15 protein-coding genes are annotated in these 21,917 nt (G+C 38.2%); 2 read left to right on the forward strand and 13 right to left on the reverse strand.

The features are described 5' to 3' along the window. The 7 genes from GJV03_RS18220 to GJV03_RS18250 all read right to left on the reverse strand — a co-directional run. Positions 1–6,564, reverse strand: a 6,564-nt coding sequence (locus tag GJV03_RS18220; RefSeq protein WP_154130767.1) for an MBG domain-containing protein, incomplete at its 3' end; no start/stop codon positions are given. A gap of 244 nt (positions 6,565–6,808) precedes the next feature. After that, on the reverse strand, positions 6,809–9,214 hold the full coding sequence (blp2, locus tag GJV03_RS18225; protein ID WP_154130768.1) for an Ig-like repeat protein Blp2: 2,406 nt from the start codon (positions 9,212–9,214) through the stop codon (positions 6,809–6,811). A gap of 200 nt (positions 9,215–9,414) precedes the next feature. After that, positions 9,415–9,813, reverse strand: a complete 399-nt coding sequence (locus tag GJV03_RS18230) for a GFA family protein (protein ID WP_056515949.1) — start codon at positions 9,811–9,813, stop codon at positions 9,415–9,417. Between the two features lie 59 nt (positions 9,814–9,872). Beyond that, complete coding sequence (locus GJV03_RS18235; RefSeq protein ID WP_151957289.1) at positions 9,873–10,397, reverse strand: hypothetical protein; 525 nt, start codon at positions 10,395–10,397, stop codon at positions 9,873–9,875. 58 nt (positions 10,398–10,455) lie between these two features. Continuing rightward, positions 10,456–11,238 (reverse strand): lysophospholipid acyltransferase family protein, encoded by a 783-nt coding sequence (locus tag GJV03_RS18240; RefSeq protein ID WP_151957288.1) that lies wholly within the window; start codon positions 11,236–11,238, stop codon positions 10,456–10,458. A 189-nt stretch (positions 11,239–11,427) separates the two neighbouring features. Beyond that, entirely contained in the window at positions 11,428–12,543 is a 1,116-nt protein-coding gene (locus GJV03_RS18245) for a beta-ketoacyl-ACP synthase III (RefSeq protein ID WP_151957287.1), read from the reverse strand. A 47-nt stretch (positions 12,544–12,590) separates the two neighbouring features. Next, positions 12,591–16,571, reverse strand: coding sequence for a DUF3418 domain-containing protein (locus GJV03_RS18250; protein WP_354666871.1), 3,981 nt, complete (start codon positions 16,569–16,571; stop codon positions 12,591–12,593). A gap of 620 nt (positions 16,572–17,191) precedes the next feature. Here GJV03_RS18250 and ahpC point away from each other — a divergent pair. Continuing rightward, positions 17,192–17,755 carry an alkyl hydroperoxide reductase subunit C gene (gene ahpC / locus GJV03_RS18255; RefSeq protein ID WP_004721823.1) on the forward strand — a complete coding sequence of 188 codons (564 nt, stop codon included), beginning with the start codon at positions 17,192–17,194 and terminating at the stop codon, positions 17,753–17,755. Between the two features lie 367 nt (positions 17,756–18,122). On the opposite strand, the gene GJV03_RS18260 is transcribed toward ahpC, so the two are convergent. Both GJV03_RS18260 and GJV03_RS18265 read right to left on the reverse strand, forming a co-directional pair. Next, a complete protein-coding gene (locus GJV03_RS18260; protein WP_154130769.1) occupies positions 18,123–18,479 on the reverse strand; it encodes a VOC family protein in 357 nt (118 codons plus the stop codon). Between the two features lie 100 nt (positions 18,480–18,579). Further along, positions 18,580–19,083 carry an endonuclease V gene (locus GJV03_RS18265; protein WP_004721827.1) on the reverse strand — a complete coding sequence of 168 codons (504 nt, stop codon included), beginning with the start codon at positions 19,081–19,083 and terminating at the stop codon, positions 18,580–18,582. 229 nt (positions 19,084–19,312) lie between these two features. Between GJV03_RS18265 and GJV03_RS18270 the strand changes: the two genes are divergently transcribed. Further along, positions 19,313–19,519, forward strand: coding sequence for a KTSC domain-containing protein (locus GJV03_RS18270; protein ID WP_004721830.1), 207 nt, complete (start codon positions 19,313–19,315; stop codon positions 19,517–19,519). A 60-nt stretch (positions 19,520–19,579) separates the two neighbouring features. Here the strand turns inward: GJV03_RS18270 and GJV03_RS18275 are convergent, their stop codons facing one another. The 4 genes from GJV03_RS18275 to GJV03_RS18290 all read right to left on the reverse strand — a co-directional run bounded on the left by GJV03_RS18275 (position 19,580) and on the right by GJV03_RS18290 (position 21,761). Further along, positions 19,580–20,173, reverse strand: a complete 594-nt coding sequence (locus GJV03_RS18275; RefSeq protein WP_056515963.1) for a class I SAM-dependent methyltransferase — start codon at positions 20,171–20,173, stop codon at positions 19,580–19,582. Positions 20,174–20,314: 141 nt separating this feature from the next. Beyond that, positions 20,315–20,530, reverse strand: a complete 216-nt coding sequence (locus tag GJV03_RS18280; protein ID WP_004820203.1) for a DUF1653 domain-containing protein — start codon at positions 20,528–20,530, stop codon at positions 20,315–20,317. 98 nt (positions 20,531–20,628) lie between these two features. Then, positions 20,629–20,985 carry a hypothetical protein gene (locus tag GJV03_RS18285; RefSeq protein WP_004721834.1) on the reverse strand — a complete coding sequence of 119 codons (357 nt, stop codon included), beginning with the start codon at positions 20,983–20,985 and terminating at the stop codon, positions 20,629–20,631. Between the two features lie 365 nt (positions 20,986–21,350). After that, a complete protein-coding gene (locus GJV03_RS18290) occupies positions 21,351–21,761 on the reverse strand; it encodes a hypothetical protein (protein ID WP_004721835.1) in 411 nt (136 codons plus the stop codon). Positions 21,762–21,917 lie beyond the last annotated feature (156 nt).

Consider the following 21,917-nt stretch of genomic DNA (forward strand, 5'->3'; position numbering starts at 1 on the left):
CGCAGTAAAGCCAGCAGCTGTTTGATCTTTACCGTTATAGGTGGTTGATACGCTATTGGCTGTAACAGTGGCTTTCGCTTTGGCAATATCTAACGAGCCATCAACAAAACTTAACTCGTAGTTTTTATCTAGACCTGTTGCGGTATTGGTGTATTGGCCTGCATCTTTACCTGTGACAGTTGCAGAAACACCTGACAATACACTTGTAGTTTCACCATTGACTAAACCTATAGCACTAAAGCCAGCAGCCGTTTGATCTTTGCCATTGTAGGTGGTTGATATGCTATTGGCGGTTACAGTAGCTTTAGCCTTAGCAATATCGAAAGAGCCATCAATAAAACTAAGATCATAGTTCTTGTCTAGACCTGTTGCGGTATTGGTGTATTTGCCTGCATCTTTAGCAGTCACTGTTGCAGTTACGCCTGACAATACTGATTCAGTTTCACCATTGACCAAGCCTGTTGCAGTAAAACCAGCAGCCGTTTGGTCTTTACCGTTATAAACCGTATTTAAACTATTGGCGGTTACAGTGGCTTTGGCTTTAGCGATATCTAAGGAACCATCAACAAAGCTAAGCTCATAGTTTTTATCTAGACCTGTTGCAGTATTGGTGTATTGACCTGCATCTTTAGCAGTCACCGTTGCAGTTACACCTGATAGTACTGATTCTGTTTCGCCATTGACTAAACCTGTCGCACTAAAGCCAGCAGCAGTTTGATCTTTACCATTATAAGTAGTTGATACACTATTGGCGGTTACAGTGGCTTTGGCTTTGGCAATATCCAATGAACCATCAACAAAACTAAGATCATAGTTCTTGTCGAGACCTGTTGCACTATTGGTATATTTGCCAGCATCTTTAGCAGTCACCGTTGCAGTTACACCTGATAATACAGATTCAGTTTCACCATTGACCAAACCTGTTGTACTAAAGCCAGCAGCTGTTTGATCTTTGCCATTGTAGGTGGTTGATATGCTATTGGCGGTTACGGTGGCTTTCGCTTTGGCGATATCCAAAGAACCATCAACAAAACTTAACTCATAATTCTTGTCTAGACCCGTTGCGGTATTGATGTATTTGCCAGCATCTTTAGCAGTCACCGTTGCACTTACACCTGAGAGTACAGATTCAGTTTCACCATTGACCAAACCTATTGCACTAAAGCCAGCAGCTGTCTGATCTTTACCGTTATAGACGGTATTTAAACTATTGGCTGTCACAGTGGCTTTAGCTTTCGCAATATCTAATGAGCCATCGATAAGCGTCAGATCATAGTTCTTGTCTACACCTATTACTGTGTTGTTGTATTTGCCTGCATCTTTAGCAGTCACCGTTGCAGTTACACCTGATAGTACTGATTCTGTTTCGCCATTGACCAAACCTGTCGCAGTAAAGCCAGCAGCTGTTTGATCTTTACCGTTATAGGTGGTTGATACACTATTGGCTGTTACAGTGGCTTTCGCTTTCGCAATATCCAAAGAGCCATCAATAAGCGTTAGATCATAGTTCTTGTCTATACCTGTTACTGTGTTGGTGTATTTGCCTGCATCTTTAGCAGTCACCGTTGATGAAACACCTGATAATACTGATTCTGTTTCACCATTGACTAAGCCTTTCGCATTAAAGCCAGCAGCCGTTTGATCTTTACCATTATAGGTGGTTGATACGCTATTGGCAGTCACGGTTGCTTTGGCTTTGGCGATATCCAAAGAGCCATCAACAAAACTTAACTCGTAGTTTTTATCTAGACCTGTTGCGGTATTGGTGTATTGGCCTGCATCTTTACCTGTGACAGTTGCAGAAACACCTGACAATACACTTGTAGTTTCGCCATTGACCAAACCAATCGCACTAAAACCAGCAGCCGTTTGATCTTTACCATTATAGGTGGTTGTTACACTATTGGCTGTTACTGTCGCTTTAGCTTTGGCGATATCCAAAGAGCCATTAACAAAACTTAGCTCATAGTTCTTATCTATACCTGTGGCTGTATTAGCATAACTACCGGCATCTTTACCTGTGACAGTTGCCGAAACACCTGACAATACAGATTCAGTTTCACCGTTGACTAAGCCTGTCGCACTAAAACCAACAGCCGTTTGATCTTTACCGTTATAGGTCGTTGTTACGCTATTGGCTGTTACTATCGCTTTAGCCTTAGCAATATCTAGTGAGCCTTCGACAAAACTAAGTTCATAGTTTTTATCTGCTCCACTGGCTTTATTCGCATAACTACCAGCATCTTTACCTGTGACAGTTGCAGAAACACCTGACAATACAGATTCAGTTTCACCGTTGACTAAGCCTGTCGCACTAAAACCAACAGCCGTTTGATCTTTACCGTTATAGACTGTATTTAAACTATTGGCGGTCACAGTGGCTTTAGCTTTAGCAATATCTAATGAGCCATCGACAAAGCTTAGCTCGTAGTTCTTGTCTAGACCCGTTGCGGTATTGGTATATTGACCTGCATCTTTAGCGATAACCGTTGCACTTACCCCTGACAATACCGATTCGGTTTCACCATTGACCAAACCTGTCGCACTAAAGCCAGCAGCAGTTTGATCTTTACCATTATAAGTAGTTGATACACTATTGGCGGTTACAGTGGCTTTGGCTTTGGCAATATCCAATGAACCATCAACAAAACTTAACTCATAGTTTTTATCTATACCTGTTGCGGTATTGGTGTACTTGCCAGCATCTTTAGCGGTAACCGTTGCAGTTACACCTAAGAGTACTGATTCAGTTTCACCATTGACCAAACCTGTTGCACTAAAACCAGCAACCGTTTGGTCTTTACCATTATAGGTGGTTGATACGCTATTGGCTGTTACTGTCGCTTTAGCTTTGGCGATATCCAAAGAGCCATTAACAAAACTTAGCTCATAGTTCTTATCTATACCTGTGGCTGTATTGGCATAACTACCGGCATCTTTACCTGTGACAGTTGCCGAAACACCTGACAATACAGTTGTAGTTTCGCCATTGACCAAGCCTGTTGCACTAAAGCCAACAGCCGTTTGATCTTTACCATTATAGGTGGTTGATACGCTATTGGCGGTTACGGTGGCTTTCGCTTTCGCAATATCCAATGAACCATCAACAAAACTTAACTCATAGTTCTTGTCTGCACCTGTTACTGTGTTGGTGTATTTGCCTGCATCTTTGCCTGTGACAGTTGCCGAAACACCTGACAATACAGATTCAGTTTCACCATTGACTAAACCTATAGCACTAAAGCCAGCAGCCGTTTGATCTTTACCGTTATAGACGGTATTTAAACTATTGGCCTTTACAATGGCTTGCGCTTTATGAATTGTGGCACTTAAACCTATAGGCTGACTAAAAATATAATTTCCGGCATCCGCACCTGTTAAGTTATAGCCTGTTACGATCACAGACCGGATTCCCGCATTCTTATCTGTAAATGTGCCTATCCCACTACCAGTCAATCCAACAAAATCCCCAGCAAATGGATTGATTGAAGCAGAGCCATTTATGGTTGCATTGGACAAACCATCATACGTTTTATCTGCAACACTTATTCCATTAATGGTTAAAACTGCAGGCGTTATATTGGCTTTAAGATTTGTCGGCTGTAGTAAGGTGTAATTTAAAGCATCTGTTCCAGTCAGCGTATAACCCGACACAATCACATTTTTATTATTCCCCACATTTTTATCAGTAAATGATCCAAATCCAATACCCGAAAGTGTCACTGAATCACCTGACAGCACTGTCACTCCAGCAGTACCCGATAATGTTGCTACTTTTGATGTATCATAGACTTTGTCAGCAACGCTCAAGCCATTAATATTTAAATCTCTTTTTGCTATTGTTAATGAGCCCGAACCACCATTTTCTTTATAAATTACATCATCACCAAACTGAGTTGTATTAGCCGCGATTGGAACACCACTAATCAGGATTGAGCCATCATTTAAACTATAAATCCCTGCATTTTTACTGGTTGTTTTATAATTCAGCCCTGAAGCCAGCGTTCCAGAAGCTATCGATCCATCATAAATTTTGTCAGAAAAATTAGCGACAATTTCTGTGACCAAGGGCTTTAGGAAATGACGTAGTAATGGCGCAGATCGTCCTTCATAAATACGCCAAACTTTTCCTGTACCACCTGCATCATCAATATCCCAACCTGCAAAAGTAGAAATTTGCTGAAGTTCTGTTGTGGTTTTTCCTACACCACCCCCACTGCTTGTTCTTCCAGAAGTACTGGTGTTCCAGAAACTATTTGTGGTTGTACCGTTACCACCACCAACAAGACCACCAACATACTGCCCACCAGTTACACTTCCTGAAGAATAATTTTTGTCAACACTACCGCCATTGAACCCAACCAACCCTCCAACATACTGACTTCCAATAACAGTACCTGTTGCATAAGAGTTGTTAATTTGTCCTGATATTCCACCAACTAAACCACCAATATAATTATTTCCTGTCACCGCGCCTGTTGCAAAAGAAGAACTTACAACACCATCACTATAACCAACCAGACCGCCAATATAATTATTATTCGAATATTTTCCTTTTACAGTTACATTTGCATAAGAGTTTAAGATATTTCCTGAATTATAGTTCCAGCCCACCAATCCGCCATATTGCTCGGTATTACCTGTGACTAAGCCTGCATTGACATAAACATTATTAATCGTGCCAAGATTAATCCCCACGATCCCGCCTGTTTTTCCATAACCTGAATAACTTATATTATTCAATCCAACATTTTGTATAAGTGTATCCTGATGCGTAATCGCAAACAGTCCAATCCCCTGATACATAGACTCAATACTTAATCCACTAATCGCATGACCTAATCCATCAAACCGTCCACGAAAAGCCTGCTGTGAGAGATCCGTTGGACTCAAATTTGCATTATAAAAGCCAATTGGGTCGAATCCGGTATAACCATTCCACTGCCATGTACTGCTGGCATCTATGTCTGCACCCAACACATAATTACCACTCAGGTTCCCGTTGATCCCTTGTAAATCTTGACTTGTAGTCGAACCCTGTGCGCCCAAAGCCGTAATGACTTGATAGTTAATAGTAGCAGCCGTTCCTTTTTGGGTACTAAAATTCTGCCCAGCCTTTAAGTTTATTTTTGCACCATTGTTAATATAATAATTTGCGCTGGTATTGGCCGTGTTTTGTCCATATATCAAATTAAGTTTGCCACTATTATTGGTCGCTGTGATGTTGGCATTAATGTTGATGTCATTTTGTGCATTTAAAGTCAGGCTGTTCGCACTCCCCCAAGTCACATCAGCATTAACATTGATATCACCCTTCTGGTTACCCGTAGTGCTGGTTAGTAATATGACATTACTGGTTGCAAGAATGCTTGCTAAAGTGGTTGCGCCTATGCCGCTACTGCTTGCTGATGCATTACCCGAATTAATACTGAAATCGGTAGGGTCGATCAACCAGTTTCCGATTTTCCCGCCCTCAGAATGAGAGGACACCACGGTACTATTCTCAATCTTTACTTGAGCTGCGGAGGTTTCAATAAACCCACCATCTTGACCATTTTTCCCTTCAGCTTTAAGCAGACCACTGACATTTGTTTCACCATTTTGCATATCACCTAACAAAATGATTTCACCTTTGGCATTTTGGCTTAAGCGATTGGCTTCAATAATCCCGCTATGATTGACCACGGCTTTACTTAAACTGTCTTTGGCTTTTGCAGTTAAATATACAGCCCCATTATCGGCAAGAATTGCACCGCCATTGTCCACCAAGCCTTTTAATACCCCTTGATCAACTTGGTACTGGGTGAGTGAACCATCCTGTAAAGCAAGAGTGACTTGACTGGCAGCAGTGAGATGGGTAACTCCGTTTGGTGTCACAATAGAGCCTGTATTTTTAACATTGGGCGCAATCAGCGCAACAGTTCCACCTGATAAAGTTTGAATAGTACCGTTATTTTCTATCGTTGCTGTGCTATTGGCATTGGCTTTTAAAGTATATTTGCCATTTTGAATATCCGCATCGTTCAAACTTAAAGTTGAAGCAACCAAACCACCAACATTCACTTGAGCCGTCTTAGAAAAAACCACACCATTTGGATTGAGTAAAAACACCTGCCCATTGGCATTTAAACGCCCCATAATCTGCGATGCATTGCTATCCAAAACCCGATTAATGGCTATAGATGACTGGTTTTGCTGATTAAAATTAACCGTCGCATCTTTACCAATATTAAAAGTATTCCAGTTGGTCGAAAGATTTTGACTATTCTGATGAATATTTAAAACGTTGCCATTTTGGGAAATATTGGCTGAACCTTGAGTGATATTGGCGCCTGTAGGCAGTTCCGTATTAGAAATTGCGGCATAAATCGATAATGGCAATAAAGCTAGCCCCCAAAAAGCCAATCGGATTAAATTTATCCCAGATACTTTTTGAACAGTGCCCGTCAGCGCGTTTTTATGATCCACAGTACTTTGTGAAGTGCTATGATTTTTTGCCAATTCTGAAACAGCTTGCCAGCACCTAAGTTGTGAATTCCAAATAACTTTATAAATTTTGTTCATGACAATCCCCAAATCTAGTTTTTGATCAAATATCAATCATTAGATCAAATGGGGAAATATAGAGATATACCTGAAATTGGGTATTTTATATGTATAAGTTCACGTTTTAGATAAAAATATAAACGCTGAATAAAATTATTCAGCGTTTATTTGAAAGCCTTATGCATCAATTTTAAGCTAAACCAGCGCTATAAAATCTGGTTTCCATAAAAGCACCCGTAGGTGCTTATCTGGTTATTTTCAATCAAAAGGTCAGTAATTGTGGATCAAACAAGTCTTTGATCAGATCAGATTGCAATACAGGTATATCTTGCGCTGATAGATTTTCGGCTTTATTGAAAGCGACCAATTCAGTATTTTTAGCATCATCGACAACGGATGTAGCACTTTGATCAATTGTTCGAGCAAGCACATCATCAATCTGATTTGCAGTTAAATCATTGACTGAAGCCTTTGCTAACAATTCATCGACTGAAATGGTCGTGCTTCCATGAGAATCCATATTGCCTGTCTTGGTATTCTCAAGCACATCTTGCAGTACAGTGGTTATGCTTGTACTGAGAATAGCTGAGCTGCCAGCTATAGGCGTATGATCTAAATATGAAACATTTGAATTGAGCAGCGAAAATTGATTTTCTATTGGTGTCGATTGCCCTAATACTTGAGCGCTACTTTCTGGCTCAAAATTTAAAACACCTGACCCAATCGCATCAGCACTTTTAACTGAATCAATATTCGAATTAGCTAAATCAGCATGAAAAGCCAAGGCTTCATCAAAAACTGCCATTTTTGCGGCGATTTCGACTACAGTAAATGTTCGAGCATCACTCACTAAACTGGTATTCCCTGCTTTATCCGTTTGTACAGTAGTAATACTGTGACTCCCCAGAGTTAAATCATAAGTAAAACTAAATGACCATTTACTATCTGCACCGACTGTGACCTTTCCAATTGCCTGATTATTATCATAAATAATCAAAGTTGCCCCAGCTTCTCCGGTTCCTGAAATCACAGGGCGCTTGTCATCTGTCGTCCCATTTGCAGCAACAGAACCTACAGTTGTCCCCACATCATCAACCACATCTGTGATTTTTGGACTTGCAGGCGCGGTTACATCTTTGGTACCTGTTACAGAGCTAAGCACTGACTGATTTCCAGCTGCATCTGTTGCATATACACTGCCAACTTTTGCTTCAGTCAATGCTGTTGAAAGCGTGACAGAATAATTTCCGTTTGCATCCGTTGTTGCTGTGCCTAATAATTTATTTGCACTGTCATAGACTGAAATTTTAGAGTTTGCTTCAGCGGTACCCGTGATCACAGTGCCTTCAGCATTTAAATTGGCCACGGGTTTATCTGGTGCTAAAACATCTTGTCCTGCTTTAATTTCTACAGCACTCGACTTATTTCCTGCAGCATCTTCAATAATAATTTTGCCAGTCTTGCTTGCATCTAAAGCAGGAGAAATAGTGATATTGAATTTACCATTGGCGTCTACAGTACCCGTTGCAATCACCGCACCTGTTGAGTCTTGAATAATCACTTTAGCATTTGCTTCTGCTGTTCCGTGTATTGAGGTCCCCTCTTTAGACACCTCAAACTTGGGTTGATCAGGTGCGATAGTATCTTTACCCACTTCAATATTATGTTTTTCTGATTTATTTCCAGATGCATCAATTGCTTCGACTGTACCGATCTGGCCTGCGGTTAAAGCAGGAGAAATGGCAACAGAAAATTGTCCCTGCGCATTGGCTTTTGCAGTACCAATCAGTTGACCTGCTGAGTCATACACATTAATTGTGGCATTCGCTTCTGCTTTACCAGTAACAATATTTCCTTGCTCATTTAACTGCCCTTGAGGCTCATTGGGTGCAATGGTATCTTTCGTGCCAACAACCGAGGTATAGGTTGAAGCATTTCCAGCTTTGTCTTTTGCATTGATATAATAAGTATTGTTGTTTAGCAAAGCCTCTGGCAATGTCAAAGAATAATTTCCATCTTTATCGACCACTGCTGTGGCAATCACTTTCTGGTTTTTATCAATCACATAAATAGTCGCACCCGCTTCAGCGGTACCCTTAATTTCAGTCCCCTCTGCATTCAATGTTGCAGTCGGTGTTTTGGGTGCAATAATGTCAGTAACACCCTTTGATTGATTACCTCCACCATCATCAATCAATGCCAAACCTAAACCAATTGCAGAAACAAGACCGACACCTGCTTTCACTGCACTTGAAGAAAATAGATTTGAAAATGAAAACTCAGGGGTTGAATCTTCATAGGCAGAGACTTGTTGAACAGCCGCAGTATTGGCGCCTTCATAGAGTAAAGTATCGAGTTTTTGCAAACCGCTATAGTCTGTAAATTTTCCATTGGCATCAAAGTGAGCAAGTGAGAAACTTCCATCTGCTTTGGGGAACGTTAAAGAATGCGTTGTGGTTGAATTGGCTTGAAAAAAACCCTCTAAAACAATTTGCTCACCATTATTTAAACTAATAATCAGCTTATCGCCTAGTCGCTCTAGTGTTTTCACATCTTGTTGTGTGACACCAATTTGAATAATAGCGGGTTGATCTAAACTGACCGTTTTTGCTTGAGAATCCTTTAGTAATATTTTGTCTTGTTTTGCAGCGACGACTATTCTTGTCATTTATACCTTCTATTGATTTAAAGTGTATTTTTTTAAAATTATACAGAAGGTATTTATATATACAAATGACTTAAACTGATTTCTGAATTATTTATAAAAATATAAAATTCAGATACTTAAAAATAAGTAAGATAGCGCACAAAATCTTATTTAAACAATAAATATCCAGCATTCTTGTTGTTCACATATAACTTCACTCTTTAACAAAGCGCTTGAGCAAATTGTGGGGCATCATCCAAAATTTCAAACCAAGCAGCTTTGTTATCAGTAAACGCATGTGAAACAATCTTGCCTTGAACAGGCTCATTTACAATGCCTACACGTAATCTCACGACCTCAGGTAGGTCTAAACGCGCACTAAATAATGGGGATGCACATCTTTTACAGAACGTTCGCTTTTTATTTTCAGTGGCATAATATTCTTGAAACAATGCCTGTCCTTGAACAATCTCTAAATCTTTAGTCTGAATAGGAGCAATCGCCACAAATGCTGAACCTTGGGCTTTTTGACATTGCTGACAATGACAGACAAATATTTGAGGGATTTCACTATGAATTCTCAGTTGAATACCACCACAAAGGCATGAAGCTGTATACATTTTTATTCCTCTATATTGTGAGTAAACTCATTTTATCAATCAATTGTAACGCTTATAACTTATAAATAATCAAATGGATAACGTGAAAAAAGTTCAGGATGAATGCGATTCACGGTATCTTGAAATTGCTCCAACTCCACCTTAGATAATGGATTTTTATCCAAGTGTTGTTCCAGCGCTTGCAGAAGTAAAGCAAATTGTAAAAATTGAAAAAAGTTGATTTGCATCGACTGAAACTGATCGCGTTTTAAATTCTCATCTAAGTCCATACCTAAATCATGATCATAGAATAAAATATCAAAACTATTCCGATCTAAAAACCATTCATCACCTTGACCTGTACGACCAATTTTCCATAGTTGTTGGGATAAATTTTCCACATGCTCTGCGAAATACTGGTTTTCCTTTATCGTAGTTTCATAGCCAAATAAATCAATATCAGGGGTAATTTCAGTATCGCTACACTGTCCTAAAAATTCGAGATAATAAGGATCTTGAAGAAAAGGCACAATACTTTGAATGGGTTGAGTTCGCAGATTGAATAGATTAAGTATCTGTTTAAAATTGGTATGCAGTTCAAACATTATACGATCTCAAAGGTTGTTTTTTTTGTTCTAAGGTTTTTGTTCTAAGGTTTTTGTTCTAAGGTTTTTGTTCCAAGTCATGTGCTCGATAGGACTTTAACGACTCAATTTCAGTATAAATGCTCGCTTGCAATTGATCACGAAATACAATCATATCGTCCATGTTTTCTATCTGGTCAATAGATAACCGTGGCATAAATTTAAAATAAAAAGGGATTCGCTTTGGAATAATATGCTTCGGAATCGAAGGAATAACTTCACCTTGTCTAAGCAATGAACCTATTTTGGGATTTGATAATATTTTATTAAACCACTTTTGTTTAAGCAGCACGTTTACATCAAAAGCTAAATCAAAAACTTCATCACCACCTAAAGCCACAAAAGGAGCAATTTCATAACCAAATTCCTGAGCCAACTTTAAGAAACCAAAGCGTTGCTTCCAGATCAGTTGATAGGCTTCACCTTTACGTTTAATGACTTCTCGACCGCCGCCTGGAAAAACCAGAATCGAATAACCTTGTCGCATCGCTTCTTTGGCATATTCTTGTACACCATCAACCCCACCGACACGTTTAACCACTTCTTTCCAAATCGGAATATGAAAATGCATATGATCAGCTAAACTGACCACTGCGATTTTATGTTCTGTAAATAAATAATCAATCAGAATCGGAGAATCTAAAACACCATAGATGGTGTGATTACCGACATACATGGCTGGTTTATTCGGCACTAAATTTTCAGTACCTAAAAATGTTGGACGAAAGTAAAAGCGCTGTAAGCTGCTTATTAATCGAATCAATTTAGCGTTGTGTCGTATTTTCAAGGTTTTTTCAGTCATGCTGTATCTCTACAAATACTTTTCAACATTATTTGATCTTGGCCTTAAGCGTATGACTCCTCCTTTTTCAGGGAAGAGCTTTACACAAATAAAATAACTTAAATCCTCGACAATCTCCCCCCCTTTTTTTCAAAGTAGCTGAACTGCACTTTTCGCGGCACAAGGAGGGAGATTTTATAAAATTATGATTTAAGCAACATGCTTTTGCACAAGGATTGAACCCACAGAATAACCTGCACCAAATGAACACAGCACACCATATTCGCCATCATTCACCTGATCCGCACTACGATGTAATGCAATGATCACACCTGCTGAAGACGTATTGGCAAACTCATCTAAAATGATTGGTACCAAATCAGGATCCGCTTCTGCAACTTCTTTGCCGACAATGAGTTTTAAAATTAATTCATTCATATTGGCATTGGCTTGATGCAACCAAAAACGTTTTACGTTTTCAGGTTGAATACTGTTCTTTTCCAATTGCGTAGAAATAATTTTCGCAACCAATGGACACACTTCTTTAAATACTTTGCGGCCATCTTGACGGAATTGCTTATCATCACGAGAAGTTAATTCTGAACCATTTAAGAAACCAAAATTATTTCGGATGTTATTGGAGAATTGGGTAAACAAATGGGTATCTACGATTTCAAACCCTGTTTTGCTGTCCGTTTCTTCAATAATTGAAGCTGTTGCAACATCACCAAAAATAAAGTGACAGTCACGTGAACGATAGTCAGTATGGCCTGAGGTAATTTCCACATTAACCAATAACACACGACGTGCACCCGTTTTTACAGCATCGTAGGCTTGTTTTAAACCAAATGTAGCAGCTGAACACGCCACATTCATATCATAGGCATAGCCCTGAATACCCAATGCCGTTTGAATTTCAATTGCAACAGCAGGATAAGCACGTTGTAAGTTTGAACAAGCCAAAATCACCACATCAATGTCTTCTGCAATTACGCCTGCATTTTCCATCGCTTGTTTTGCTGCAATTACGCCCCACTCTGCTTGGATTGAAAGCTCTTCATCTGAACGTTCTTCTAAACGGGGACGTAAGCGATTAATGTCTAGGACACCTGATTTTTCAATGACATAACGACGCTTTACGCCTGATGCTTTTTCAATAAATTCTGCGCTTGAACCACGACGGGCAACAACTTCACCCGCTTCAATTTTTTCAGCATTTTCACTGTTAAATTGTTCCACATAAGCATTTAAACAATCCACCAATTCTTCATTGGTAATCACTTCTTCAGGATGGTACAAACCTGTACCTGTAATACGGATGCCCATGTAAAACTCCTTTTTTAAATTCACAAATATTTCAAATTATTTCTATTCTAACCGATTCCAAGCTTTTCCCATACTTTTTGTATTCTGGTTGACGAAATCGGCATCTTGGTTTTCATCGGTTGAGAAAATAATGAAATACGTAGTTCCTCAACCATGAAGTAGACTTCTTTAACACGAACATCCGACTTAAACTTAAACAGTTTATCCATCCAAGGATCTACTTCTTTAATTGCAGCATCATCACGATTTAGATTATTCGGCAATCGATCTAAACGCAATAACAATGCTTTTAAATAACGTGGATATTCCTGCCAAATATCGGAAGATTTTGAATAAACAAAATTGGATAAGTTCATTAAATCCAGTTGATCTTCAATATCATTCATATTTTTAGCAAATACGTCTTGATCCAACATCAGCAATTGCTGACGTATTTCCTGCCATTGAATATAAATTTCACTGATCAGCTTTAATGCTTCCTGACCATGACTTAAAAATGACTTTTTCACATCAGCCATGACTATCGCAAATTCTTCAGCATTAATGGGTAAATCTTGAATTGCCATTTGTAATGTTGCGTACACCAACATTTGCTCAAGTTGTGCTTTATCACCCAAAGGTGAATATGCCAATGCCAGTGGCTTGGAAATTTGCTTTTTCAATTGACGGATCAAATCCCCCAATTGCATATGAATCAAACGAATTACGCCTTCACGATGCTGCTTAATCGCTTCACTTTGATCATTAAAAGTCTGAATCACAATACCAGAGTCATCTTTCAACTCTAACTTAGCAAAGTCTTTGCTTGGGACCAGTGCCTGATATTGTTTAACCACAACCCCGGTTACTTTCTGAGAGGCCTCAAATACAAAGCTTTCAGGGAAAGTAGTAAACTCACCTTTTAACTGTTTGACCGGACTGTGTGTTTCAGTACGACAACGTGCTTTAAGTTCGGCAAGATCACGACCTTTTTCAATCACGCGGCCTTTTTCATCAATTACTTTGATAAATGGAATTAAGTACTGATCAATACGTTCAAAAGAAAAATCTTTACTGGTAATTTGTTCACCACGTAATTGAAATGCCAAAAACTCAAAAATATGCTGATGCAAATGTTGCGCATCGACTGCTTTGATCAATTTATTGGCTGTATCTGGGATCGGCACCAAATTACGACGTTTATCTTTTGGTAAGGCTTTTAATAACGCTTCGATTAAATCCAAACGCCAGCCCGGAATCCCCCAAGACCAAATATTTTCATCAACTTGCGCTAAGGCTTGTACCGGAATTTTTACTGTTGCGCCATCTTCATCATGACTTGGATCAAAACGATAGCTGGCAGCTAAACGTAATTGTCCATTATGTAAATAATCTGGAAATTGTTGCGTGGTCGGACGGTCATTCATCCATAAATCATCATCATCAACAAACAGATAACGAGGATTCTGCGGTTCTACTGTTGCTCGCCAATCTTCAAAACTACGACGACTGGCAATTTCAGTAGGCACTTTTGCGGCATAAAACTGATAAATGGTTTCTTCATCGACAACCAAATCACGACGACGCAGTTTGTCTTCCACACGCTCGACTTCTTCAAGCTTTAATAGGTTGTGTTTTAAGAATGGTGGCGTTGTTCCCAAGTTTCCTGTGGTTAGTGCATCTCTTAAGAAAATTTCATGCGCAGCCAACTGATCCACTTTTTCATAATTGGTGGCGCGTTTCGGTTCAATGATCAGCCCAAATAATGAAATCTGATCATAAGCATTGACCACACCCGGTTTTTTCGCCCAATGTGGCTCAAAATAATGATGTTTTAATAAGTTAGGCGCAGCTAAAAGAATCCACTCAGGCTCAATTTTTGCCAGTGTACGTAAATACACCTGTGAGGTTTCGACCATTTCAAATGCCATTACCCATGGGGTATTGGTTTTATGTAAGGTCGATGCAGGAAAAATTCGGGCTTTTTGCTGACGAACTGCCATGAAAATATTACGTTCGTCAGTTTTATTGGCAATAAAGGACAATAATCCTGTCAATAAAGCACGATGTAAATTTTCATAACTGGCTGTCTTTTCATTGAATGAAAGTTTTAAGCCCTGTGCTAAATCCAGTAATTGTTCATGAGTTTTCTTCCACTCACGTAAACGTAACCAGCTAAGAAAATGCTGTTTAGCAAAATTACGTCTTTTGCTTTCACTCAAAGTTTCACGATTTTCAGTCAGTGTATTCCACAGTTTAATATAAAATAGAAAATCTGAATCCGCTTCTTTAAATAATGCATGTTTTTGATCCGCCTGCATTTGCTTATCAGCAGGACGCTCGCGTGGATCTTGTACTGCAAGCGCCGCAACAATAATCAAAACTTCATTCAGCACCCCAAAATGAGCACCACCGAGAATCATCCGTGCAAGGCGTGGGTCTATTGGCATTTTTGCCATTTGTAGACCGATTTTGGTTAAACTGTTGTTTTGAAGTTCGGCTTTTTTAGTAGCAGTTTGAGCAAGTTTTTTTGCTTTAGCACCATCTACTACTCCCTGTTGGGAAACCGCACTTTCACTTTGTGCAACCGCTTGAGGAAGATTATTTGAATTTTGCACTTCATGGATAGCACCTAATTCAATCAGCAACTTACGCCCATCATTGACCAAACGATGGTCTGGCGGCTCAATAAAATCAAAATCTTCTACAGCACCTAAACCCAGACTTTGCATCTGTAAAATAACTGATGCTAAATTGGTCCGTTTAATTTCGGGTTCAGTAAAATCTGGACGACTTTGAAAATCATCTTCACTGTATAAGCGAATGCAAACACCTGGTGCAATACGACCACATCGTCCTTTACGCTGGTTTGCAGCAGCTTGAGAAATCGCTTCAATTGGTAAACGCTGTACCCGTGAACGATAGTTATAGCGAGAAATACGCGCAAAGCCACTGTCGATCACATAACGAATATTCGGTACAGTCAATGCTGTTTCAGCAACGTTGGTCGCGATGATAATACGTCGCCCACCACCAGAAGGATTAAAGATTTTCTGCTGCTCTGCCAAAGCTAAACGTGCATATAAAGGTAAAATTTGCGTATGTTTAGGACCAAATTTTTGTAAGGTCTCTTGTAGTTCTCGAATTTCTTGTTCAGTGCTTGAAAAAATAAGAATATCCGCATGTTCAGGATGCCCCTTAGATTCAGCATCCTTAAAACATTCTTCTACAGCTTGTACCACCGCACGTGGTAAATTTTCTTCAAAATCATCAAAGTCATCATCATCACTGCCGCCGATCGTCATCTCAGAAATCGGACGATAACGCAGTTCTACTGGAAAGCTACGTCCTTCCACTTCAAAAATCGGTGCGCCATTAAAATATTCGCTAAAGCGATTCACATCTAATGTCGCTGAAGTAATAATGATTTTTAAATCAGGACGCTTTTTTACCAGTTGCTTCAGGTAACCCATGATGAAATCAATGTTTAATGAACGTTCATGCGCTTCATCAATAATAATCGTGTCATATTTATTTAAATAACGATCATTAGAAAGTTCAGCAAGAAGAATACCGTCCGTCATTAAGCGAACGATCGAATCATTTGATCCTTGCTCATTAAAACGCACTTTAAAACTGATGCTTTCACCCAGCTTTTCACCAACTTCTTCAGCAATACGTTGCGATACACTTCGTGCTGCCAGACGTCGAGGCTGAGTATGACCAATCATCCCAGTTAAACCACGACCTGCAAGCATTGCGATCTGTGGTAATTGTGTGGTTTTACCAGAACCCGTTTCCCCTGCAACAATAATAATCTGATGCTTTTGAATCGCTTCAATCAGTTTATCTGCATACTGGGTAACCGGTAGATCCTGATTGAGTTTGATTGTCGGTAGACTGGCTAATCTTTTTTTGACTTGATGGTTTGATTTCTCAAACAGTTCTTGGAATTTTTCAGGATGAGCATCTTTTCCTTTTTTCAGTCGATTTAAACGATGGCGATCTCGTACCATAACCCATTGATCGACATTTAACTGATTTGGCACAGATGCATTATCCTAATACTTAAAATTGAACGGAATATTTTACGCTGTAAAGCACAGGAGAGATAGTCCAATCAAAGTGAATTCACGTTTGCGTTATACATGTATTATAAAAATAATATTTAAAAGCTGCTAAAGCTCACTCAACTAAGCAACTGTCTGTGGCTGCAAATATTCATATAGACCTAAATCTATTGCTGTATGATCTACATCAATCAGGCTGCTTGAAGTGATGCTTAAGTACAAAACAGCAGCCACCCGTATCATTTGCTCGCTGTACAACATTGAAATGTGATGTAGTTAAAATTCAATTTATCTTATATGAACAAATTCTATACTTTGAAATAAATTTTATATCTTTTTTAGAAATCGCCCTTGAAATATAGCCCCAGAAGCATCATGTTTGTAACAGATTAAAAAAGGATGCTTTGTCATTCAAACATCATCTTTATTTGCTTTAGTTGATGAAATACTGACAAAACAACGGTTTTTGGTGAAATGTATCTGGAGCACGCTAATTTGATTTTCCGATCTTAGCGATAAAAAAATACTATTTCCCCAATAATCTAAAATTCATTATTCTAGTTAAATATTAGATAAACACCTCAATCATGGAGATAATGATGAGCTTAATTAATACTGAAGTTAAACCTTTTAAAGCACAAGCTTTCCAAAACGGCCAATTCATCGAAGTTACAGAAGCCGATCTTAAAGGTAAATGGTCTGTAGTTTTCTTCTATCCAGCTGACTTCACTTTTGTTTGCCCAACAGAACTTGGTGACCTTGCTGACAACTATGCTGAATTTAAAAAATTAGGCGTTGAAATCTACTCTGTTTCTACAGATACACACTTCACGCACAAAGCTTGGCACGATTCTTCTGAAGAAATCAAAAAAATTGAATATGTAATGGTTGGCGACCCAACTTGGGTTCTTGCTAAAAACTTCGAAGTTTTAATCGAATCTGCTGGTCTTGCTGACCGTGGTACTTTCGTTATCGATCCTGAAGGTAAAATCCAAATCATCGAAATCAATGCTGGTGGTATTGGTCGTGATGCTTCTGAACTTCTTCGTAAAGTTAAAGCAGCTCAATACGTTCACGGTCATCCTGGAGAAGTTTGCCCAGCTAAATGGAAAGAGGGCGATGCAACTCTTGCACCTTCAATCGACTTAGTTGGTAAAATCTAATTCTTGAATTAGATTAGGGTCTGTTGACAATTCGTCTATGTTTGCGACAACGTGTGTTTTTTAGGCGATACTAGGCGCGAAATACGAAATTTAGTCATTCTAAATAAGTAGTTCGTAACGACGTAACGGCAAAAAACACGCTAGTCCCGAAGGGTTGTGGCTAAAATTATCTCAGCCTCCGTTATGAAACTCGAAAATAGTCTCGCTATTCTCTTCGTTTCATGCCTTGCCTGCTCAATTTTAACCTACAACGCAAGCCATTTATGAAATATCAACAGACCCTCAACACATAAAAAAACCACGCTTTTTAGCGTGGTTTTTTTGCATTAGATTTTATGTATAGGTTTTTGTGTTTGTAGATTTTTATTTAATGCGACCAAATTGCAATTTCATATCCATCTAAATCTTTAAAATGAAAACGACGTCCACCAGGAAAACTAAAAATCTCTTGTACGATGGTTGCACCCGCCTCTTTCACACACACTAAGCTTTGTTCTAACTGAGCACTAAACAAAACAATTAATGCACCACCAGAACTTTGCACATCATCAGACTGAGCAAAGCCCCCTTTTATCTCCCCTGAATCAAACTCACAATATTCAGGACCAAAGTCGGTAAAAGTCCAGCCTAAGTTTTGATAAAACCTTTTGCTTTGTACGACGTCTTTCACCTTAAATTCAATATAGTTAATGGAATTTTTTTGACGAGCCGCTGACTGATCCATCGATGTTTCTCCTTAAATTTATAAAATATTGTTCTATAGAAAATAAAATATGAGTCAATTGATAATACATTTAAACCACTAAATATAGGATAACAAAAAATTATTTTTGCGTTGTTCTGCTTAAATGATCAACTTGCTTGAGTAGCTCAGGAATACGGTATTTCCCGTACATGGACTGTACATTATGTTTCGCTTGCACTAATTCTATTCCGATGGCAGAGACGTATAATGGCTTAACACTTTGTCCACGTAAAATTTCAAATTCCTTTGGTGTTCCTCTAAATTCATTTTTAGCCACCCCAATCACAGGGGTTTTATCAGCTAAGGCAGCATATAAGTGCTGTCCTAAACCTGCTGTTTGTTCAGTGCCTAAATAGACATAGCCATCAATCACAATCATATCGATGGGTTCTTTCACCAAATCCAATAACGTTAAAATACACGGTAATTCACGTTTATAAAATTGACCTGATTCATAGTCAGCAATTGGTTTGATGGTGATAAGGTAATGATTCAATACAACTGAACTCCCCCAAGACTCAAATACTACACCAGCAACTTGTGCAGAGTTATCTGTATAGGCAACGTCTATTGCAAGAATCATGATCCACCTCTTAATGACTAAAATAAAATAGCAATTTTCTCATTTACTGATGATTTTTTAAGTGTTTATCTTGCCCAAAATCTGTAATGTCAAAATATGAATATCTTTAGCAAAATATAAACAGCTTTATTTACAAAACCACTATACATTTCTTCAAGTGAATAGACTAATTTCAAAAGATACAGAATATATTTTTCTGTAAAACAATCAAAAGTTTAAGGGGTTGCTTATGGGATCAATGATTACCGTGACTTCTTGGAAGTACAATGCTTCTTCACGGTATTTAAAAATTTTTTATAACAATGGTTCTGGTGAACTTTACCATCCTGTCCCAGAATTTATATACAATAATTTACTACGATGTAGTGATAAAACAGCATTCGTGCATAAATACCTAGAATACGATTTACATTTTAAGCGACTTTCAATTTTATAGTTTTTAGAACTGTGTCTTTAGAGCAAAGTCAGGGAGATTTCTCCCTGATGTAAAACTCGGTTAGTTTTTAAATGTCACCACAAACAGACCAGACCCAATCGACAAGGTTGTGGTCATAAACCTTTCATCTCGTTTAACTTCCGTGATAAAGCTCTTTACTTCAGCAGCATGTGATATCACATTATCTACAATCAGTACCCCACCATGCTCTACAAGCATCTTCTGTAAATATACCCAGTAATTTAAATAAGCATTGCGTTCAGCATCAAGTAGAATAAAGTCATATTGTTCCTGACACTGTTCTAAGTATTTTTGCGCATCCCCTACCCAAAAATCGATCACGTCATCAACGTGTAACTCTTGAGCATGCAGTTGCGCTTGCTGAGTTCTTTTTTCATCGATCTCAAGCGTTGTCACCTTGGCACCTGTCACTTTGGCTGCATCCGCAAGCCACAATGTAGAGTAACCTGTTGATGTCCCGATCTCTAAAATTTTCTTAGACTGCTGAATTCTCACTTGCATGGCTAAAAACAATGCTGATTCAGGTTCGATATTTCGATAGCGTTTAATACGATCACACTGTGTAGCATCAAACTTAATAAAGGATTGATATAGTTCATTCAATCGTTGCAAAAATGGGTTACTTAAACTCATGTTTAGATCTTCCTTTTCACTATCATTGTTATTATTTCAATCATTTACGTCATTGCTATGACAATATATAGCTTTTGACAAGTTACATCGTTACGGTTTATTTCGTGACTTTATCATTCGGTAAAATCTAGCAAGTACAATTCAAACCTCATGTAAAAATTCAAATCTCGCTTGGACTTGACCATTTTCTAATGTGACTTGCTCACAAAACATTTCATAAGGTCGAACCCAGATTGAATAATCATCATATAAACATTGGTAAACCACAACTTTTTCACGGGTTTCACTGTGTGTTGCGACATGAAAGACTTGGTATAAATTACCTTTATAATGTTTATAAATTCCAGCTTTTAACATCTACACTCAACACTCTAAATACGATATCTATGTTATACAGGATAGCCAAAGAAAAAACTCGTCCGTAGACGAGTTTTTTATGCTTTTCAATTTTTAAATTAAGAAAAGTCTAAGCCTTTTTCAAATGCTTTTAACTCGTGGCGAGCCATTGCTAAGTTTGATTTAGAACGATCTAAAACAAGATAAAGGAACAAGTTTTCATTTGAATCAAGTGGACGAATCAAATGATACTGTTTACCTAATGTAATTAAAATATCTTCAATTACATCATCTAATTTCAGTGCTTTTGCTACTTTACGCTTAGCACGAACAACTTCAGTATTACCTGCTGCTGCTAATTCTAAGTCTAAACCTGCACCTGCAGTCGCTAAAGATAAACCACTTTCGCTATCTACTAATGCAGCACAAACGAAACCATCGATATCAGTTAATTGATCTAGTGTAATACGAGCCATGAGCATCCCCGTTTCTTTCAACATTGTTGTTCGCTTTAGTAATTCAATTTTTATTTTGCTTTACTAAAACACTTTACTATTTAGCTAAAAATATTCATTCCTAACTAACATGGATAAATTAGTATTCTTTTTTTGAATACCCATTTAATTTTATTTGATAATCAATTTTAATTAATTATTTCCCACACTCATTTTAATAGCATAAAAAATATTAACTATTCAATAGAAATTTAAAAAATAAATGACTAATTTGACTATTTAAAACTTTCAAAAAAATCCAACAAATACCAGAGAGAAAAAATCCAGTACAGATCTCTTTTTTCAAAAAAAATGCAACTTATGTTACATTTTCTACAATGGCTTATCTATATATTTCTCATAAGTAATTCTGAGGTAGATTTGAGCTCATAGAGCATCTGTCCCAATAAAATATCTTTGTTGGTCATCGCCACTAAAACCAGTGGATGCTTTGGGTGAGGAATGGCTGTCAAAAGTGCTTTTCCGTTCTCAGCATCAAGGGTAATTGTTTGACATCCAACGAGATTGATTTCTGAAACAAATGCAGTCACTAGGGCCAAAATCGAACTACTCACTGCGGCAATCTTTCCAGAATTGCTAATATTTTTCTTGTTGACTAAAGCAATTTCAAACCCATCAGAAGTACACAACATGATGAACTCGACACCACTGACAGAGTTCAAAAGCTGCCTGATTTGTTTTTCAGCATATGCTACAAAATCATCAGGTACTTTTCGAGATGTGTTTAGGTCAAGCATATTCAAGAAAGCCCCATAAATTAATTTGTAAATTCAGCATTTTCAAAAGCCGAAAACACAGGTTTTTCAGACTTTCTCCAGTAACAGAATTATTTGATATACTTCACATTTTACATTCAATTCTATCTGTTTTTATTGGCTTGTAAACATGTTTTT

The organism is Acinetobacter sp. RIT698, from assembly GCF_009668065.1.
GTDB classification, from domain to species: domain Bacteria; phylum Pseudomonadota; class Gammaproteobacteria; order Pseudomonadales; family Moraxellaceae; genus Acinetobacter; species Acinetobacter guillouiae.

What these genes read in the sequence shown, in the direction of transcription:
- GJV03_RS18260 (WP_154130769.1), bottom strand. Translation starts at nt 18,479, where the DNA reads ATGGATCAGTCAGCGGCTCGTCAAAAAAATTCCATTAACTATATTGAA.
- GJV03_RS18265 (WP_004721827.1), bottom strand. Translation starts at nt 19,083, where the DNA reads ATGATTCTTGCAATAGACGTTGCCTATACAGATAACTCTGCACAAGTT.
- GJV03_RS18245 (WP_151957287.1), bottom strand. Translation starts at nt 12,543, where the DNA reads ATGGGCATCCGTATTACAGGTACAGGTTTGTACCATCCTGAAGAAGTG.
- GJV03_RS18275 (WP_056515963.1), bottom strand. Translation starts at nt 20,173, where the DNA reads ATGAGTTTAAGTAACCCATTTTTGCAACGATTGAATGAACTATATCAA.
- GJV03_RS18270 (WP_004721830.1), top strand. Translation starts at nt 19,313, where the DNA reads ATGGGATCAATGATTACCGTGACTTCTTGGAAGTACAATGCTTCTTCA.
- GJV03_RS18240 (WP_151957288.1), bottom strand. Translation starts at nt 11,238, where the DNA reads ATGACTGAAAAAACCTTGAAAATACGACACAACGCTAAATTGATTCGA.
- blp2 (WP_154130768.1), bottom strand. Translation starts at nt 9,214, where the DNA reads ATGACAAGAATAGTCGTCGCTGCAAAACAAGACAAAATATTACTAAAG.
- GJV03_RS18235 (WP_151957289.1), bottom strand. Translation starts at nt 10,397, where the DNA reads ATGTTTGAACTGCATACCAATTTTAAACAGATACTTAATCTATTCAAT.
- GJV03_RS18290 (WP_004721835.1), bottom strand. Translation starts at nt 21,761, where the DNA reads ATGCTTGACCTAAACACATCTCGAAAAGTACCTGATGATTTTGTAGCA.
- GJV03_RS18230 (WP_056515949.1), bottom strand. Translation starts at nt 9,813, where the DNA reads ATGTATACAGCTTCATGCCTTTGTGGTGGTATTCAACTGAGAATTCAT.
- ahpC (WP_004721823.1), top strand. Translation starts at nt 17,192, where the DNA reads ATGAGCTTAATTAATACTGAAGTTAAACCTTTTAAAGCACAAGCTTTC.
- GJV03_RS18285 (WP_004721834.1), bottom strand. Translation starts at nt 20,985, where the DNA reads ATGGCTCGTATTACACTAGATCAATTAACTGATATCGATGGTTTCGTT.
- GJV03_RS18280 (WP_004820203.1), bottom strand. Translation starts at nt 20,530, where the DNA reads ATGTTAAAAGCTGGAATTTATAAACATTATAAAGGTAATTTATACCAA.